This window comes from Ferdinandcohnia sp. GQ5, assembly GCF_059759275.1.
On the sequence record NZ_JCAXEW010000004.1, the window covers coordinates 254,928 to 272,916 of the forward strand.

13 protein-coding genes, 1 pseudogene and 1 riboswitch are annotated in these 17,989 nt (G+C 35.6%); of the genes and pseudogenes, 4 read left to right on the top strand and 10 right to left on the bottom strand.

The features are described from left to right. Positions 1–42: 42 nt before the first annotated feature. From galU to tagD, 4 genes are all read right to left on the bottom strand, one after another. Positions 43–936, bottom strand: a complete 894-nt coding sequence (gene galU, locus AC6CHV_RS07155) for a UTP--glucose-1-phosphate uridylyltransferase GalU (RefSeq protein ID WP_498078470.1) — start codon at positions 934–936, stop codon at positions 43–45. 77 nt (positions 937–1,013) lie between these two features. Further along, a complete protein-coding gene (locus tag AC6CHV_RS07160) occupies positions 1,014–2,204 on the bottom strand; it encodes a CDP-glycerol glycerophosphotransferase family protein (RefSeq protein ID WP_498078471.1) in 1,191 nt (396 codons plus the stop codon). Positions 2,205–2,255: 51 nt separating this feature from the next. Then, on the bottom strand, positions 2,256–3,428 hold the full coding sequence (locus AC6CHV_RS07165; RefSeq protein ID WP_498078472.1) for a CDP-glycerol glycerophosphotransferase family protein: 1,173 nt from the start codon (positions 3,426–3,428) through the stop codon (positions 2,256–2,258). Then, on the bottom strand, positions 3,421–3,816 hold the full coding sequence (tagD, locus tag AC6CHV_RS07170) for a glycerol-3-phosphate cytidylyltransferase (RefSeq protein ID WP_498078473.1): 396 nt from the start codon (positions 3,814–3,816) through the stop codon (positions 3,421–3,423). The genes AC6CHV_RS07165 and tagD overlap by 8 nt, the downstream gene beginning before the upstream one ends. A 414-nt stretch (positions 3,817–4,230) precedes the next feature. On the opposite strand from tagD, the gene AC6CHV_RS07175 reads away from it, so the two are divergent. Beyond that, positions 4,231–4,989 (top strand): WecB/TagA/CpsF family glycosyltransferase, encoded by a 759-nt coding sequence (locus tag AC6CHV_RS07175; protein WP_498078474.1) that lies wholly within the window; start codon positions 4,231–4,233, stop codon positions 4,987–4,989. A gap of 49 nt (positions 4,990–5,038) precedes the next feature. Here the strand turns inward: AC6CHV_RS07175 and AC6CHV_RS07180 are convergent, their stop codons facing one another. The 4 genes from AC6CHV_RS07180 to AC6CHV_RS07195 form a co-directional block, all read right to left on the bottom strand. Then, positions 5,039–6,121 carry a Gfo/Idh/MocA family protein gene (locus AC6CHV_RS07180; RefSeq protein WP_498078475.1) on the bottom strand — a complete coding sequence of 361 codons (1,083 nt, stop codon included), beginning with the start codon at positions 6,119–6,121 and terminating at the stop codon, positions 5,039–5,041. A 148-nt stretch (positions 6,122–6,269) separates the two neighbouring features. After that, positions 6,270–7,091, bottom strand: coding sequence for an SGNH/GDSL hydrolase family protein (locus tag AC6CHV_RS07185; RefSeq protein WP_498078476.1), 822 nt, complete (start codon positions 7,089–7,091; stop codon positions 6,270–6,272). A 151-nt stretch (positions 7,092–7,242) separates the two neighbouring features. Then, the gene (locus AC6CHV_RS07190) at positions 7,243–9,258 is read right to left on the bottom strand and encodes a penicillin-binding transpeptidase domain-containing protein (protein WP_498078477.1); all 2,016 of its coding nucleotides are present in this window, start codon (positions 9,256–9,258) and stop codon (positions 7,243–7,245) included. A gap of 120 nt (positions 9,259–9,378) precedes the next feature. Then, the gene (locus tag AC6CHV_RS07195) at positions 9,379–11,358 is read right to left on the bottom strand and encodes a ligand-binding sensor domain-containing protein (RefSeq protein WP_498078478.1); all 1,980 of its coding nucleotides are present in this window, start codon (positions 11,356–11,358) and stop codon (positions 9,379–9,381) included. Between the two features lie 324 nt (positions 11,359–11,682). Next, positions 11,683–11,768: riboswitch (cyclic di-GMP riboswitch) on the top strand. An 18-nt stretch (positions 11,769–11,786) separates the two neighbouring features. Here AC6CHV_RS07195 and AC6CHV_RS07200 point away from each other — a divergent pair. Further along, a complete protein-coding gene (locus AC6CHV_RS07200; RefSeq protein ID WP_498078479.1) occupies positions 11,787–11,918 on the top strand; it encodes a hypothetical protein in 132 nt (43 codons plus the stop codon). A gap of 509 nt (positions 11,919–12,427) precedes the next feature. Here the strand turns inward: AC6CHV_RS07200 and AC6CHV_RS07205 are convergent. After that, positions 12,428–12,937, bottom strand: a pseudogene (locus tag AC6CHV_RS07205) (peptidoglycan recognition protein family protein); the annotation flags it as partial. A gap of 199 nt (positions 12,938–13,136) precedes the next feature. Between AC6CHV_RS07205 and AC6CHV_RS07210 the strand changes: the two are divergent. Both AC6CHV_RS07210 and AC6CHV_RS07215 read left to right on the top strand, forming a co-directional pair. Then, positions 13,137–13,595 (top strand): VanZ family protein, encoded by a 459-nt coding sequence (locus AC6CHV_RS07210; protein WP_498078480.1) that lies wholly within the window; start codon positions 13,137–13,139, stop codon positions 13,593–13,595. Positions 13,596–14,243: 648 nt separating this feature from the next. After that, positions 14,244–16,922, top strand: a complete 2,679-nt coding sequence (locus tag AC6CHV_RS07215) for a GTP-binding protein (protein WP_498078481.1) — start codon at positions 14,244–14,246, stop codon at positions 16,920–16,922. Between the two features lie 84 nt (positions 16,923–17,006). Here AC6CHV_RS07215 and AC6CHV_RS07220 read toward each other — a convergent pair whose 3' ends face one another. Then, positions 17,007–17,957 carry an alpha/beta fold hydrolase gene (locus tag AC6CHV_RS07220; protein WP_498078482.1) on the bottom strand — a complete coding sequence of 317 codons (951 nt, stop codon included), beginning with the start codon at positions 17,955–17,957 and terminating at the stop codon, positions 17,007–17,009. Positions 17,958–17,989 lie beyond the last annotated feature (32 nt).

Below are 17,989 nucleotides of genomic sequence, written 5' to 3' on the forward strand. Positions count from 1 at the left end.
CAGAATCCTTCACCTCTTTTTTAGAAAAATTGGCTTGATTCACTATTTTTGACTACTTACACTTTTTTCTGCATTTAAAAGGTCTTCCATAACACGCAATACATCATTCCTCAATTCTTTATGCTGTAGAGCAAATTCAATAGTAGTTGTAACGAATCCAATTTTTTCACCCACATCGTATCTTCTACCCTCGAAATCATAAGCGAATACTCTTTGAATTTTATTCAAATTTTGGATTGCATCTGTAAGTTGTATTTCTCCACCTGCACCCTTTTCTTGTTTTTCCAAAAAGCTAAATATTTCTGGAGTTAATATATAACGCCCCATAATTGCAAGATTTGAAGGTGATGTTCCTTTTTCTGGTTTTTCAACAAAATTTTCTACCTGATAACGTCTACCATCCTGCTTTAGTGGATCAATAATTCCGTAACGATGTGTCTCTTCCATCGGTACTTGTTGGACACCAATAACGGAAGACGTTGTCTCTTCATACTGATTTATAAGTTGTTTAACACATGGAACGTCACTTACAACTATGTCATCTCCCAACAGTACAGCAAAGGGTTCTTCTCCTATAAAATTACGTGCACACCAAATAGCGTGTCCGAGCCCTTTTGGTTCTCTTTGTCTTATATAGTGGATATTCGCAAGTTTAGAGGAGTATCTTACTTTTTCTAACATTTCGAGTTTCCCTTTTTCTTGTAAATTCGACTCTAATTCTGGAGCATTATCAAAATGGTCCTCTATTGCTCGCTTTCCTTTACCAGTAACAATAATAATATCCTCTATACCTGATGCTACGGCTTCTTCAACAATATATTGAATTGTTGGCTTATCTACAATTGGCAACATTTCCTTAGGCATTGCCTTTGTTACTGGTAAAAATCTAGTCCCTAATCCAGCAGCAGGAATTATAGCTTTTTTGACTTTTTTCATATTAAATACCCCCATCTTTTTATATTACTAGTACACTCAATTTTATTATTAAATATTATTAGAATAAAATACCATCGTTAAGAATTATTAAGTATAACTTCTGCCACTCTCTTTGAAGATTTACCATCTTCTAACTGGCAAAACTTTTTGAAAAAAAGCTCTAATTTTTCCGTATAATCACTGTCACCTTTATCAATTTTTTTAATAAACGATATTAACTCTTCAGTAGTTTTAACTAGTGGCCCCGGGGAATTTTGTTCAAAGTCAAAATAAAAACCTCTGAGGTTATCACGATAATTATCTATGTCATAGACATAAAAGATCATTGGACGTTTTAAGCATAGAAAGTCAAATAAAACAGATGAATAATCAGTAATTAATAGATCAGAAATCAGATATAGTTCTCTGATATCCTCATAATTACTATAATCAAAAATAAAATCACCGAATTCCGAACTATCTATATTCCCCGAAATTAAGTAATGTGTCCTAAGAAGAATAACATAATTCTTCCCTAATTCTTTTTTCATTTTGTTTATGTCAAGGTGTAAGCTGAACTTATAATGACCCACTTTATAATATTGGTCATCCCTCCAGGTAGGTGCGTATAAAACAATCTTCTTATCTAACGGAATACCCAGTTTAATTTTAATTTTCGAGATATTCTCATTCGTATTGAAATTAACAAGATAATCATTACGTGGATAACCTATTTCGAGAATTTCTTTATCATACTGAAATGCCCTTTTAAAGATTTCAGATGAATATGCATTAGGAGAGATTAAATAATCCCAATTTCTAGACTCATTTACAAAATTTTTTTTATATTTTTTAGTATTGGTGCCTGGCATGTGAACTTCATCTATATCAACACCTAACTTTTTTAAGGGAGTGCCATGCCATGTCTGAAGATATATAGTGTTTTTCGGTTTCCTAATCCATAATGGTAATCTACAATTTATCACCCAAAAATTAGCTCTTGGCATTAAAAATAACCACTGTAGAGAGAATCGAGTAACATATGGAACTTTATGGTTTTTAAATATTTCAGTGAAGTTTTTATCCACACTCCATAACATTTGATATTCAGGGTTGTGCTCCCTCAAATATTCATAAATTGCACGCGGGTTACAACTATACTGCTTTCCAAAAAAACTTTCAAACATAATTACCTTTCTTCTTTTAGGTAATAGCCCAATAAAGTTAAAGACCACTTTAAAGATTGGTATTATAAGATTATGTTGAATACTTTTTTTTATTTTGTTCAACTTAAATCCTCCAAACAGCAAAAAGTATATACTTAACGTGAGAATAAAAAATCATTTAATCCCGTTTAGTATATACTGTGAAAGTTTTTTTGATGAATCCCCAACTGAATATTGGTTCCACGTACCTGCGAAACCATTAATAACATCAGAGTCAAAATGGTGATTTACTATTAATGCAATTACTTCATCTGTATGTTTAACTAAGGGACCTGGAACTTCTAATTCAAAATTATTAATTAACCCTCTAGATTTTCTATATAAGCTTAAATCATAGGTGAAGAATATCATCGGTCTTTTTAGTAATGCAAATTCAAATGGAATTGAAGAATAATCAGAAATTAAATAATCCGTAATAATTAGAAGTTCGTTTACTCTATGATAATCAGATAAATCGATTAAAAAGTCTTTATATAAACCTTCATAATTTTGACTTTCGTTAACAGAAGGGTGAAGTTTAAGAATCAACACATAATTCTTGTTAAGTTTCCTGTACATTTTTTCAATATCGAGTTTAATTGCGTAACTATTAAATTCACCATCCCGAAAAGTAGGTGCGTATAATATTACTTTTTTCTCTTTTAGAACTGGGTACTTTTTATAAAGAGCAGTTTTCACATTCTCGACCTGTGTCTTATCGTAAAAAAAATCCGTTCTGGGAACTCCTGTCCGTAAGATTTTTTTCTCAGGGATTCCAAAAGATTCCTTAAAAATTCCAGCCATTTTCTCAGAACCTACGACCACCTTATCAAAGCTTTCATAAACTTTCCGAAATCGCTTTTGTGCAATTGTATTTCTTTTTGAAGCTGCAATATCTTTTAAACCAAAGGTTTTAAACGCCCCAGCCGCATGCCAAACTTGGATACATTCCACATTTTTCCTTAACTTTATTGCAGATAAAAAGGCATAATAATTATCTATTACAACACTTTTCGTAGTGGATAGATGATATAAACATCTAAGAGTTGTAAAGAAATTAAAATTGCCCATTGGAATAATATTCGCTTTAGGAAGTTCCTTCTTTAAATCGCTAAAGAGTGTCGACTTACAAAAAATTATAATCATCGAGTTAGGTATCTCTTTTTCTAACTCTCTATAAAGGTAAATTGTGTTCTCTTCAAAGGTTACAAGGAAAGTAATTTTCTTTTGTTGTGGAAGAGGTGCAAGTAGACTATATAAAATCCTGATTACTAGAAGATATAAGGAAATAATGGTTTCCTTAAGCATTTACAGCAAATAGGTCTTCTTTAATTTTTGTTGTAGAGATACCCGCCGTTCTTGGTAAGTAAATAACCTGGCAAAAATCTTTTAAGAAGTCGAATTTACCTTCCCAATCATCACCCATAACAAAGATATCAATATCATTTTCGATTACATCTTTAATCTTTTGTTCCCAATTATTTTCCGGGATTACCTTATCAACATAGCGAATTGATTCTAGTATCATTTTTCGATGTTCAAAGCTATGATACGACTTTTTGTTTTTAATTGCATTAAATTGGTCAGTTGAAATTGCAACTGTAAGATGATCTCCTAAATCACTAGCTCTTTTTAATAGATTAATATGTCCCCAATGTAAAAGATCAAAAGTTCCATATGTTAATACTTTTTTCATAGAATCATGCACTCCCTTTTATATTAATTTAATAGTTGTCCGAATTTATAATATTAAAATTGTATAATTTATTATAGATTATGTCAATTCTTCAAAGAAATTGTAAAATTATTGTAGATTATGTTAATCTTTATTACAATTAAGTTAAAATTGTTTCGGTATTTCCTAGTACATAATAACTAATACTCGTAATGGAAATCAACTGGAAAATTATATTTAATATATAAAAAAACTTCTTTCACTAGAATTTGATGATATAATTACTGATAGATTTTCATATTACTAAAGTCCTACTTTTTATATAAAAAGATTACAAAATCTTTACTTGGTCTATTTTTATTGAATTAATCTTTTAAATCTGTTTACTCTATAAATAACTACACAAACCTTAAGGAAATGTAGGGGATACTTCTAATGCTTAAATATGAAGAAATACTGGGGTTCAATTTCGTTAATAATTCAATGAATGAGTTTGTTGGTGTAATCGAAAAACGAATGCTATCCTCTCAAAAAACATTTATTGTTACTGCCAACCCTGAGATCGTAACGTATGCACAGTTACATTCAACATATGAGGATGCTTTGAATAAAGCTGATTACATCATTCCTGACGGTGTCGGGATAACGTTGGCATCTAAATTACTAAATAAGCCATTACAAGAAAGAATAGCTGGTTTTGACTTCATGACCGAGTTATTACAAGTAGCAAATTTGCATAAATCAAAGGTTTATTTTTTGGGAACAAAACCAAAGGTTATTGATTTGACAGTTACAAATGTTCATAATGCATTCCCAAATATTGAAGTCGTAGGTTTCCATCATGGTTATTTCAGTGATCACGAACTTCCATCTATTATTGAGGAAATAAAGGTTGCTAAGCCAGATATAGTATTTGTTGGACTTGGATTTCCTAAACAAGAAAAGTGGATTGCCGAAAACCACCACCACTTTGATAAAGGCATTTTCATTGGCCTTGGTGGCTGCTTTAATGTCTGGGCAGGCGTAGTTAACAGGGCACCAAAGTTTTGGCGGAACCTTAACCTAGAATGGGCATATCGTATAATGAAGGAGCCAGCCAGACTTAAGAGAGCTGTAGCAATTCCTAAATTTGTTTTTCGAGTTTTAAATGTAAAATATCGAAAAAACACCAAAAAGGGAGTTTCAAAAATTTAAATTGATTGCTACAAAAAGGAGAATGGCAACCGCCATTCTCCTTTTTGTATTATTTATTAAATCTACCTGTAAAATCTAATGTACTGCATTTTTCTAACGGAAGTTTAACTCCCTTACCTTCTGCTGCTGACTTGTAAATTGCAAGCACAAGTTCTAATGCATCTCTTCCATCTTTTGCTGTTACATAAGGATCACGATCGTTTTTAATCGCGTCTATTACGTCAGTATAGAGTGGATTATGTCCAAATCCGTAGACGCTTGGAGGGTTTTCCTGATATTTTGCTTTAACTTCTTCTGGATTATCTTTATTATCAGCAAAAAGCCATTCTTCGATAATATTAACTGATTTCCCTCCAGCTTTTACTGTTCCCGAATCACCAAATATGTAAAGTGTTTCTTCTAGATTGGTTGGGAAAATGTTAGTTGTACCTTCAACGATCCCGTAACTTCCATTTGAGAACTTGATTAAAGCTAATCCAAGGTCTTCTGCCTCAATAAACCCATGCTTTAAGTTGTCTGTCATACCAACAACCTCGGTAATTTCTCCGCCCATCATCCAGCGTAGAAGGTCAATGTTATGAATACATTGGTTCATCAATGCACCGCCGTCTTGTTCCCATGTTCCACGCCAAGGAGCTTGTGTATAATAGTCTTCTCCTCTATTCCAACGAATGTGTGCAGTACCGTGCAGAAGGCGACCGAAACGTTCTTCTTCAACTGCTTCACGGATTTTTTGAATCGATTTGTTAAAACGATTTTGATGACATGCGCTTACCTTAACATTTTTCTCTTTTGCTTTATTGATAATTTCATCAGCATCTTCTAATGAAAGAGCAATCGGCTTTTCGATAATTAGGTTAGCACCCGCCTCGATACAATCTAATGCAATCGCTGCATGCTTACCACTTTCCGTACAGATTGCTACTAGTTCAGGGTTTTCCTTTTCTAACATCTGTTTGTAATCGGTATATAAAGATGTTGTTTTTGGAAGATCAAACTTGTCCATTTTATCTTCCATATTTTCTGGAATTACATCACATAAGGCAACAATTTCAAGTTTATTTTCCAATGCAGCCGCGATATGGTTTGGTGATATACGTCCACAACCAATTAATGCATATTTTAAAGTCATGTTGCTCCTCCTTAATAATTAAAACATAAATTTGATTTTAGATTTTTTGACGAATGATGGCAGTTTTTAAGAGCCTCTCTTATTTTAGTACAAAATGGACTAACTGCCAAACTAAGAAATACCTATTTACATTTCTCCATCCTTGACACTAATTTTCACCATCTTGAGCAATAAAATACTTCGACAAGTAATCTGCCCATAGTTTATGTCCTTTTTCGCTTGGAGCACCATTTGGATCTAAAAATTCAACGATTTCATCTGATTGGTAGTCTGGCCATACTTCCCAATGGTTGAGGTATGTATAATTGTTTTCTTTAGCATAACCTTCTAAATCATTAACCTCATTTGGGTAATACCTTGCATTATGTAAAGGATTAGCCGGCTGTAGTAAGACAGATACTTCAGGAACTTCCTCCTTAATTGCCCCTAGAATTACAGTAATATTTTCTAACCTTCTCTCTAAGGGCACCAGATTGGCATTGTCGTACAAAATAAATGGTTCAAATAATAAGATATCAGGAGAAAGATCGATGATTTCTCGATATATTTCCTCTTGAACAACCTCCGTTGATGTTTTATCACCAATTTCTTTAATTGTGATTGTAAGAATATCCTTTCCGTATGTATCTTCAAGGCCCTTCTTAAATAATGCTGGCCAAGCAGTTGAATCATCGGGTGTCGAGTCCGAACCTGCAATAATGAAGTTAATTGGTATACCAGTTTGAGCTGCTTCCATAAGCTTTGTTTGTATTTCTTCTGGTAAGTTCCTTGAGTACTTTTTTACTATTTCGATTTTATTTTCACTTTCATCCTCTTGTTTTTCATCAGCTGCTGTTTTTAATTGTTCGTCAGGCTTTTCTGCTTGAGAAGTCTTGGCCGTTGCATATAATTTATTGTTCCAATGTATTTTCCCTGTTATAACTGTTGCAACAGATAGCACGATGACAACAAGCACAAGTGCTTTTTTCAAAATATAACCCCCAGACAAAACACGACTAATTACCTATATTATACAATAAAAATGTTATAAAATTTAGCTTTTTCGGGTAATTCATGTAGTATTTCCTCGGAAATTGCAATTGGAAATAAAGAAAGCTGACGAAACTCGTCAGCTCTATAATTTACTTTAAGACACTTTCGAAAACAGCTTTTACCTTAGGCGTAACATCATGACTACCGTTTTTTACGTCTTCAATAAGCATTGCAACTAATAGGCTTGGATTTTCTGTATTTACAGCTACAAAAAATCCATTTTCTTTTCCATCTTCCTCTTTTGAAGTTTTCAGCTCAGCCGTACCAGTCTTTCCTGCAAGCCTAATACCCTCAATTTTTGCATCACGCGCTGTTCCTTTTGGGTCTTCCACAACTTGAATTAAATCATTAAGAATGAGTTGTGCCGTTTCAGGAGTAATCACGTTTTCTTTCCAAAATTCTTTATCTGACTCATCTAGGATAAGTTTTGGTTTGAGCAGGTTCCCAGAATTTAATAACGGTGTATACGATATCGCTAGGTGAACAGGGCTCATTTCAAGTTGTCCTTGGCCATAACCAGTGTCCGCAGTTAAAATTTCAGTATTTAAACCTTTATTTGAAACTTTTGATTCAAATAAAGGATACTCGAATGGGAATGGTTCTCCAAACCCATATTTCTTGAGTTCTTCTTCAAATTCTTCTCCACCAATTCCGAGTGCAGCCTGGGCAAAGTAAATATTGTCCGAGTAAACAAATGCGTCTCTTAAGTTCACTGGTTTTCCTGGATCACTGACTCTAGTAATTGAATAGCCTCCCCATGAACTATCCTTTTGCCATTGCTTCCCTTTAATATCAATCGTTGTTTCAGGTGTAATTACCTTATTCTCAAGTGCAATTCCTGCAGTAACTGGCTTAAAGGTTGATCCAGGTGCATATGTTGCACCAAAGCGATTTAGTAACGGCTTTAATGGATCTTCATTCAATCGATTCCATTCTTCTGCAGATAGCCCAAGAACAAAGGCATTTGGATCAAAGGAAGGGCTACTTACTAGAGCTAATGTCTCCCCTGTTAATGGATGAATTGCAGCAGCAGCCCCAGCGTTCCCACCTAGTTGATCATATGTTGTAAGTTGAACGTCAATGTCGATAGCTAATGTAATCGTTTCGCCATCCTTCACATCCTTTTCAGCAAGGGTGACTTTTCCTTCGCCATCCGCTCTTCTAATGTAGACTTTAGCTCCCCTTTCTCCTTTTAATCGATCTTCTAGTACCATTTCAAGACCCTTTTTACCGACAACATCATTTGCTGTATACCCTTTTTCCTCTAATTCTTTTAAGTCTTCAGCCGTTACACTACCGATATACCCAATCAAATGAGCGGTTGCTTCTTTAAATGGATATACACGAGATTCAACTTTTTTTGAAAGAACCCCATTCAGTTGAGTAACCTTTGTTGCAAGTTCCTGCTCCTGTAAAGACAATTTCGTGATTGGCACGAAGTAATCAGGTTGTACCCAAGAAGCATTTAATTTCTTTTCAATTGACTCTGGTGTTAGCTTTAATAGTTCTGCCACTTTTGCGATAGTAGTAGCCTTGTTTTCACCAAGATCCTGTGGAACTAGTCCGATTTCATATACTAGTCCATTTTCAGCTAATTTCACACCATTGCGGTCAAGGATTTCCCCACGTTTCGGATATGAAAACTCGAGGCCTATCCCATCCCCTTCTTCCATATCCGGGAAAAACATTGAAGGTTCCCATCGGATTGCCCACTTTTTCTCATCGTCTTTTTCTTCTAGGACAAGCGTTGTTTGCTCACTAAACTCAATCGGTCCTGCGACTGTTTCCATTGATAGGCCATATGTAAAAGAAACTTCTCCTTGATCATTCGGTTTCATTTCCTCTTCTGGTTTATCGAAGTTTACTTTTAATTCATTTACTCCAATATCACTGTAAATCTTTCCGAACCGTTCTACAAACTCATCTTTTTTAACAGTTTCTTTTACATCTGCAGAAAATTGGTCATATACTTTTTCGAAGTCCTGTGATTCCCAATCCTTGATGAATCCCTCGAATCGTTCTTCTGGTAGCGGATCCTTATTGCATGCAGAAATAATTAAGACGCAAAAGATCATGCTTATCATCAATAAGATTTTTCGTGTCATTGTCTCATCCCCTCTTTTACTTTACCTGTTTTTTATTTTAACATATGGAATAAACTATACTTCAAATTTTACTAAATATCTGAAATCAATAAAAAGAACATAGCCTAACACTATGTTCTTTTATTCTACTAGATACTTATAAAGCTTTTCTTTATTCCCAAAATAGATATGACCATCTGCATCTTGTACTATTTCTTTTACCACGTTATCTGCAAGAAATCGATATTCCATTGTTTTCGGATCCATCTTAAAAAGATGTTGTTCAATGGTACCATATATGAAGCCATCTTTCCCCACAAGCAAATATACATTCCCATATCTACCGGAAATCGCATCAAATATCTTTACTGTTTTAAATTCCTCATTCTCCGGGTTATACGAGAAAATCGTTCCATCAGCTGCACCCCAGATGTTGTTGTCTGGTCCAGTGATTAATGACATAACCAAGCTGGCTTTTACTGGAAGCTTTATATACTCCTTTTGGGTTGGATCATTCGGCTGGAATCGGAAAAATTTTGCTCCATCTTTTGCTTTTTTATAATTAGCATGAATAGATGATCCTCCATAGATATATGACTCATACGGGTGCAAAGTAATAATACTTTGATTTTCTATATAGTTTTTATAAGTTTTATATTTCTTTGCTTTCACATCATATTTAAATAGTAAACCGCCTTTATTTGAGTACTGCGGGTAAGTTCCACCGAAAAGATAATTCTCATGTGAGACCAAAGCAGGAATTCTTTCTTGTCCGAGTTCCCCAAACTTCACCAACCGTTTAGGAGTCTGGCGATTCCATTTTGATTTAGAATCATTAAGCTCCAATAATTTCGCACCCGGGTAAGCTCCCACGTACAATTTGCCATTTAAAAATACAGCACTTTCTAACTGACTAATTCCATTTAATTGAATGCCTTTATTCTTTATTGGGTCATACCTTGTCAGACCACCAGACATATAACCGTTTACATATATATATCTTTTATCTGGGCTCTCAAACAATAGGTGGAGGTCGACAGGTAATGGTGGGACACTCATTTTATGAATTTTAATTTTATTTGTTTTCGGATTATATATGAAGTAATGGCCTTCGTTATCAATCAACCCTGTGAGTAGATTGGTCGATCGATTTTTTTTTAATTGAATAATATCTAATGATAACGCTTCGGTTTTTTCAATAAGAGGTACCTTCGTATGACGAATCTTTCCTGTTTCACAGTTATAGGCGTAAATCTGACCAAGGTAACTATAATAAAACTCATTTGTTTGTTTATTTTTCTCAGAAAATCCCCTCGAAGCTGAATTAAAAGGTTCTCCGAATTTGTTGTTTAACATATCATATACAATCGCCTTTTTGCTTGGGTAAAGTTTCATTACTAAATAGCGAGCATCAATCAGTTTCATTTTTTCAATATAGGTTTCATCGTTTAACGGTTTATTAGGCACAGAAGATTTTGTGTTATTTCTTAAATCCCATCGCAGCAATTCTGCTTTTGAACCAACTCCTACATATAAACGATTATTTTGATTATCGACGGCAATCGACTTTGCATATTGTTTCCCTTTTAATGTCGGTAAGAAAAATTCCCGCTTATTTGTAATTCTATTATATTTAAATACATTAGCCCCATATGCAGTAACTCCATATACATAATTCTCATCGACAATAATATCTTGAATAGAAGTATCCGTTGTATCGCTTAAAATATGACCATGATCCTTTAGCAAGTGTTTTGTGGGATTATAGCTGTACAGATTCCCACTATTTGTTCCCGCAACCCATAAAATCCCTGACTGGTCAACATCAAGCGCCCACGCACTTGTTGAATTTGATAATTTATGAACATCGACAACCTTTTTTGTATTTAGATCAAGTATCGCCAACCCAGATGGGTTCCCATGAAGAACGACATATAAATAAGCATTTCCATCCTTGTCCATTCCTGCTTTCGCCGCCATTGTACTTTGTTTAAATACTTGTGGCCCTAGATTAACTGGGTTTTCATTTCCTAGTTGAGCAGCTCCCGTTGTTAATCCATAACTGAAAAAAATTGAAAAAATCGTAACCAACATAACAATACAAATTACTCTTTTTTGCAAAAAACCGCCTCCCCGAAAATTAAAGGAATACAACGTTACTACATGCACATAATTACTTTTTACAATCTTCCTATATATATACTTGATTACACATCACCTATTTCTGTTCACAGGGACAGGTCCCTTGTCCCACTTATCTTTTTCACACTCCTTGTTATGTAATAGTCTTTTGGGGTTTCTTTGAACACAGAATTTATTTTTTAAGGAATCCCAATTCTTCGAGTTTTGATTTACTTTCCCAGTATGTAGAATTATTATAGTTCTATTTACCTATTAACAATTCGACAAAATGCGACGATAATAATACAGGATTCGAAAAAAATCGTTGGATCAAAGCAAAATTACGGAAACGTGAGGACGCAAAGCTATAGGGACTAAAGTCCTATCGACCAAGTCAGCCAGTTACCGAAAACGAGGAGGAAAAAAGTATGGGCACATGGGTAACCCCAGAAGAAATGGAAAGAAAAAGAAAAAGAAATAAGACACTACTTTATATTTTACTTCCAATCGCGGCAATCATAATAAGTGCAACTATGACAATACTTGCTAATAGTTTTTAATAGGTCAAAATTCTAGCCACAGCTGGGTCACAGGGACAGGTCCCGTGTCCCAGAATGGACTATATTTAAAGCAATGAATGACAAAAAGCACCTAATTAATTTTCGATTAGGTACTTTTTGTCATTGGGATTATTAATTTCTATTTAAATTTAAGATAAACTTTATTTAACTTCCTTATTAAATTCTTCAAGCTCTTTTAATTTAGCTTTCGATGGTGTTTCGTACTTGATATAGCCTTCCATGTTAGTTACGTAGTAGCCAGCTCCCACACCATATTGTCCACCATATAATCCATCATAACTGTATACACGATAGGTTTCGCCTGGATTAAGAATTCTTTCAAATTTTAATTCAGGTTTTTTGTTCCTGCAATACGCACATTCTTCTACATTACAAACATCCACACGCTTCCAAAGATTAATGCGCTTTAGAACTCTAATTCGTCCAATTTGGCCAGGTTTCATTTCCATGCCATCCCAATATACGCCATCTTTTTCAGGCTCTCCATTAAAGACTTTACTCACATCTTCGATAAATTGAGTCCAAGTGATACCATACCGACTCAAAGCATTTTCAGGATCGCTTCTTCTTTGCGGATCTAACGTTTTGTGGGATACAATATGTCTTTTCGGATCTAAATTAAATTTTTCACAAAGGTATGCGTGATACCAAACGTATCTCTTATAGGCTTCATCAAAGTTTATATTTCCTCCCCAACAAAGTTCCACTCCAATCGCGGCATCATTTGCATCTTCACCGAATAAGCGGTTGTCAGTTGGTTTATTGTATTGGACATGCCAAGCCTTTTCCGTTAATGGGATAATCTCTAAGATATACTTGTCATCTATAAATGTATGAGCTGATGCTGAAGGTTGACTGTTATTAAAATAGCTTTGATTATTATATGCAGTACTTCCAGGGTTCGCGGTATCGTGACTAACTATAAATTTAACTCGGTTAATGGGTTGTCCGCTACGTGAGTTGCCAAGCTTTATATAATCTCTTGTAATTTGATACATATATAGATCTCACCCTTCGAATTATATTTATAAAATAGGGTATGTAATGTATCCAGCAAGAGTAACGGCTGATATGTATTTGTTATATAAATGAATTACTTGTCATAAATATATAGCTCGGTAGAAAAGTGGTACCTCAGTATCTGATTATGTTTATATACATCCCTTTCAGTCCATAATTCTGATAAGGTGATTTAAATTGAAGATAAATTATGAGCTTGTTTTCGGTGCTGATAAAGTTGGACATTTCTTGCTTTTCTTTTTCATTTCACTTTTTATTGGAGTTGTGATCCTTTTAATTATTGACCGCTCATATTTGTTGAATAGTCTTCGGACTATGTGGTTGTATTTAGTATTGCTGGGCATTTTCGAGGAGTATCGGCAATTAAACATTGTCGACAGGAGAACGGAGTTTTTAGATGCAGTTGCAAATTTACTTGGCGTAACAGTTGGATTGATGGTGCCCATGCTGATCGCCTTATTATTAACAAGGCAGCAACACACAACAAGTAAGACGAGGTTTAACCTAATTTACCTCCTTATACTGCTCCCCCTTCTAATTGGCCTTTGGCAACTAAACGAAATACCATTCTGGGACGCAGGAACTGGCCCCTCATCCTACCATTTATTTACAGGTACAATGGACCTGTTACCTTAACCCACCGTGAGTATATAGGAATATTTAAATTTCGCAAGTATATGGTAAAATACAGAAGGAGCCGTCCAATTCTAGGGAGTAGAAATCGGGGGATATCATGAGGAAAATTCTGTTTATTATTAAACTATTAACATTAACAGCAATTTTTTTAAGAGAACTTTTTAAATATAAGGTAAAAAAGAATGATACTGATAAAAAATTAAATAGAAAGTTTAAAAAAGCTTCAAATATGAAAAGGGACCAAATCAATTGATTTGGTCCTTCTTTGTTTTGGCTAGGGACTCAGCCCATCATCCTACCACTTTTTCACACCGCTCCATATTCTTTCAGCGACTACACCAAAATAGAAGTTTCATTGAACAAAGCATTCCTATTTAGTACAATCCTGTTAAGGCGGATATTACTTTAAATAGAATACTATTTTCATTTTCCAATAATCGACATAAAATCCACTTTCGAAACGTATTAATATATGATTTGGTATACGAATACCTTAAAAGAGAAATGAACCAAATAAAACATCACAAGACAGTGGGACACAAGCCAAGTCCCTTGTCCCAGAACGTGGCGAGACCTTGACATGGGACTTTGCCCATTGGGCGAGACTCCCCACTCAATTCCACTGTCCTAGCATTGGAGGTTTTACATATGACATCTGAGCATGAGTTTATTACAAAAACGTACTATCAAAGTTTTATTTCTGAAAATGATACGAGGCATCCGGTTGAGATTCTTGGTGAAGCATATATGGCTGAACAGGAGAAGGAGCTGTATGACCTGTCCTATATACGCTATGCGCAAGGTGAAGTTTATTTTCATTACAAGGATTATGAAGCCGCAATTTATAAGTGGGAGAACATCTCAAACGACTTAGAGCAGTGGGCGAAGAAGAATATTGCGGATGCGTATTATGAGCTTGGCTTGCTCGCAAATGCGGAAGAAGTGTATGGCTCGATTATTTCGACAAATAAAATCCTGACAAGTGAAGTTTCGTTGAGCCTATTCTCACTCTATCTTGAGGATAATAAAGTTGAGGCAGCTTATCGTGTTATTCAGGAAGCAGTTGAAAGTTATCCGGATTATCCGAATCTTACAACGGTTGCCAAGCAATTTTACGAGGAGCAAGAAGATTGGAAAAATGCGATTGAATTGGCGATTAATGAAACGAAGCGAACAGAGGCTATCGAATGGTTTGATGCTTTAATTGATTACTGCGGATTAGGGCACAGTAGTTCATTTGCACCCGATACATTCGTTTCGGTACTGCGCAAGCTCTATGAACTTGACCAGGCCAGATTTAAACAACTAATGGCAGCTGTTTGGGAAAGCTATCAAAATACGAGCGAATATCTAAACTGGCTTCATGCCGTCATAAAAATCATGAAGGATTTAGAAATCAATCCGTACGAACAGTGGCATACCATTACTCACTTGTTCGAGGAAGCATATATAAAATTAACAACTGGTGAATATTTATTGCGTGATATCGGTCAGCTTATGCCAAAATTGCTAGTCAATTGGTTAAACACAACGACTGCAACAAATGGGTTAGCTGCAGCTGCAGCGATCCTGGCGTGGGATGATATTTTCCCTTCCGCCATCAAAATGGTAATCGTAAAAGAGGCCGAAATTGTCCTAGAAAATGCACATAGCCGTACATTATCCCTAGATGAATGCCACCACTTCATGAAAACCATCATTGATTGGGCTCGAAAAAATAATATCGAAACGAGCGACCGTTTAGTATGGGGCTTTGATCAACTTTTTGATACAAAAACAACGAATTTACTTGTTCTAGGAAAAGGTAAGTTTTCTTTTGTAAATTCGATATTAGATGAGGAATTATTGACTCCAACTCTTTCTAATTATACAAGCATTCAATACGGAGCAGAAAAAGGAATAGCCGACGTGTCGGACGCTGGTCGTCATCCCCTACCAAGTCCGGAGGAAGCCATTACTCCAGACTCTATTTTAGAAGTGACAGTGCCATCGGCCCAGTTACGGACGTCTGAACTACGATTGAATACCACTGGATATAAAGAGTATTTTATGGAAAAGAGAAAAACGTTCGGCTTCTTACCCGTTGTCGATGGTGTTTTATTCGTGAGCGATGCGGAAAGCCTGTCAGAGGCTGATTTTGACTATCTCGCGCAAATTAAACATAGCGCTAAGAATACGCCTGTACATTTTGTATTGCGAAATACATTGGACACAGTGAGAATAAATGAGTATTTCCCTGAAGCGGTGATTCATTCAGTACGAAACATGAACTTCTTACGTGATATTAAAGTAAGCTTCGGAACGAATTATCGTGTTGGAAAAACACTATTTTTACTGAGAAAAGTGATTTCCAGCCTGTTAAAAAAACGTGCTGATGCAGAGAACAAATTACTTGAAGTAATCGCGCATAATGAGGAATACAATACAAGATTAGCTGGATTTTTAAATAGCCTTCATGATAAGGAAAACGAGAAGAGCAAAGAGATTACAGATTCATTCTCCAAAGTAATCTCGGATGTTAAACGAGATATTTCTGAAAAAATACCAAAAATCCTTACAGGGTGTTCGGAGATTATTACAGAAGACAGCAACCTCAACCAATTGCATATTGAGTTAAATGAAAAAATGAACGAAGAGATTCAGCGATTATTCTCTCAAGAGGTTTTACCAGGTCTCTCAACGAAGCTTCAAGAGTGGCTCGAAAACTCAAATTCGAAATTGGTTGCGACACAAGACTATTTAGATGACATGACTCAGTCACTGTCAGAAGTCTATCCTGAAAAAGAGCTCAAGTTGGAATGCGACTTTAAAGTCGTTGAAGACTGGCACCGAGACATTGGTCGCATGACGTATCAAATCCAAATTGATAAGGAAAACATCATGCTTCGCCACAATCCAGCGCAAGTATTGCTGAAAGGCGCAGGCAAAGTATTAGGCTTGCTACCACAAAAGCAACAATCTTACATGCTGAATCAATATAAAAAGTATGTAGAAAATGCGTCCTATGCCGAAGTTGTGGAATCCATCCAACGTAAATTCTGGCAGCAATTCGACTTTTTCAAGCGGTCATTGCCACAGGATGTCAGCTTATTCTACAAGGAACCTTTAGATGGACTATCACAAGCGATTGACCAAACGAACAGTCGTATCGAACAAGACAAAGAAACCTTGGCAAAAATGAAAGCAAACCCAGAAGTCTACTACGACCCATTGAAACTATTCGAAACAAGACTCGTACACTACGAAAAAATAGTGGGACGCAGGGACAGGTCCCTTGTCCCTGCAACTGGAGACATGGGGACAGATTCGCTGCACAACAAATCCTAATCAATTCAAACTGGCACAATGAGTGGGTTTAGCCACTCGTTGTGCCTTGTTTTTTTTCATAAAGTTTTCGTGAACTTCTTACTTTTATAAATTCTCATTCACATACTTAAGCGTATCATCAAGATGTGAGCTAATGCTCCCAACGTTATGTCCAGTAAACGGGTAAACGACATAACTCTTCTCTGCTTCAATATGATTATATACGCCAAAAATCGATTGAGGTGGACAAACCGGATCTTTCAGCGCAATCGTTACTCTCGTCTTACTTTTTATCATGGAGGCAAAATTCAGATTATCGAAGTAAGTAAGGTTATGGAAAACCCGATGTGTTTTTTCAGGATACTTTGCTAAATAATTTTCGAGGCTAACTAACGATCCTTCTAGCTTCAGCTGAATTGCTAGTTCAATATGACACATATTCGGTACATCAGCTATAACTAATTTGGGTCGACTATCTAGGGCAGCCACGGCTAGCGCGATACCTCCACCCATGCTGCCACCATAAATGCAGATCCGACTTTCATCGATTTCAGGTCTTGAAAATAGAAAATCAATGGCGCGTTTACTATCGATGAATACTTTTCGATAATAATACTCGGCTTTGTTTAAAATACCATGTAACACCCACGTTCCATTTGTACCCGTTATATAGCCTGAGTCGTCGCTACTTTCACCATGCCCACGATTATCAATCGCTAGAACGGCATATCCTTGTATAACCCATTTCATATAATCTGAAATAGACCCTTTATCCATGCCATAACCGTGGTACAAAATGATACAAGGCAGACTTCCCTTTGCCTCTTTCGGTAAAATATAATGCCCTCTTATCGATGTTCCACCAAATCCTTGGTAGCTAACCTTATAGGCGTCAATCTGCTTAATTGGATATTCTTCTCTTACTAGATGGCTTTGTAAAGGGAGTTGCTCGGACTCCTTTAACGTATCTTCCCAAAATGGGTGGAAATCGTCCGTCTTTGTTAAAGGTGGTTTATATGATTTATATTCTTTGATTTGTTGTTCAAAATATAACAAAATAACCCTCCCAAATACTTATAATCGTTTCC

Excerpts from the sequence above, each read along its gene's own strand:
- galU (WP_498078470.1), bottom strand. The coding sequence starts at position 936 with ATGAAAAAAGTCAAAAAAGCTATAATTCCTGCTGCTGGATTAGGGACT.
- AC6CHV_RS07165 (WP_498078472.1), bottom strand. The coding sequence starts at position 3,428 with ATGCTTAAGGAAACCATTATTTCCTTATATCTTCTAGTAATCAGGATT.
- tagD (WP_498078473.1), bottom strand. The coding sequence starts at position 3,816 with ATGAAAAAAGTATTAACATATGGAACTTTTGATCTTTTACATTGGGGA.
- AC6CHV_RS07175 (WP_498078474.1), top strand. The coding sequence starts at position 4,231 with ATGCTTAAATATGAAGAAATACTGGGGTTCAATTTCGTTAATAATTCA.
- AC6CHV_RS07180 (WP_498078475.1), bottom strand. The coding sequence starts at position 6,121 with ATGACTTTAAAATATGCATTAATTGGTTGTGGACGTATATCACCAAAC.
- AC6CHV_RS07190 (WP_498078477.1), bottom strand. The coding sequence starts at position 9,258 with ATGACACGAAAAATCTTATTGATGATAAGCATGATCTTTTGCGTCTTA.
- AC6CHV_RS07200 (WP_498078479.1), top strand. The coding sequence starts at position 11,787 with ATGGGCACATGGGTAACCCCAGAAGAAATGGAAAGAAAAAGAAAAAGA.
- AC6CHV_RS07215 (WP_498078481.1), top strand. The coding sequence starts at position 14,244 with ATGACATCTGAGCATGAGTTTATTACAAAAACGTACTATCAAAGTTTT.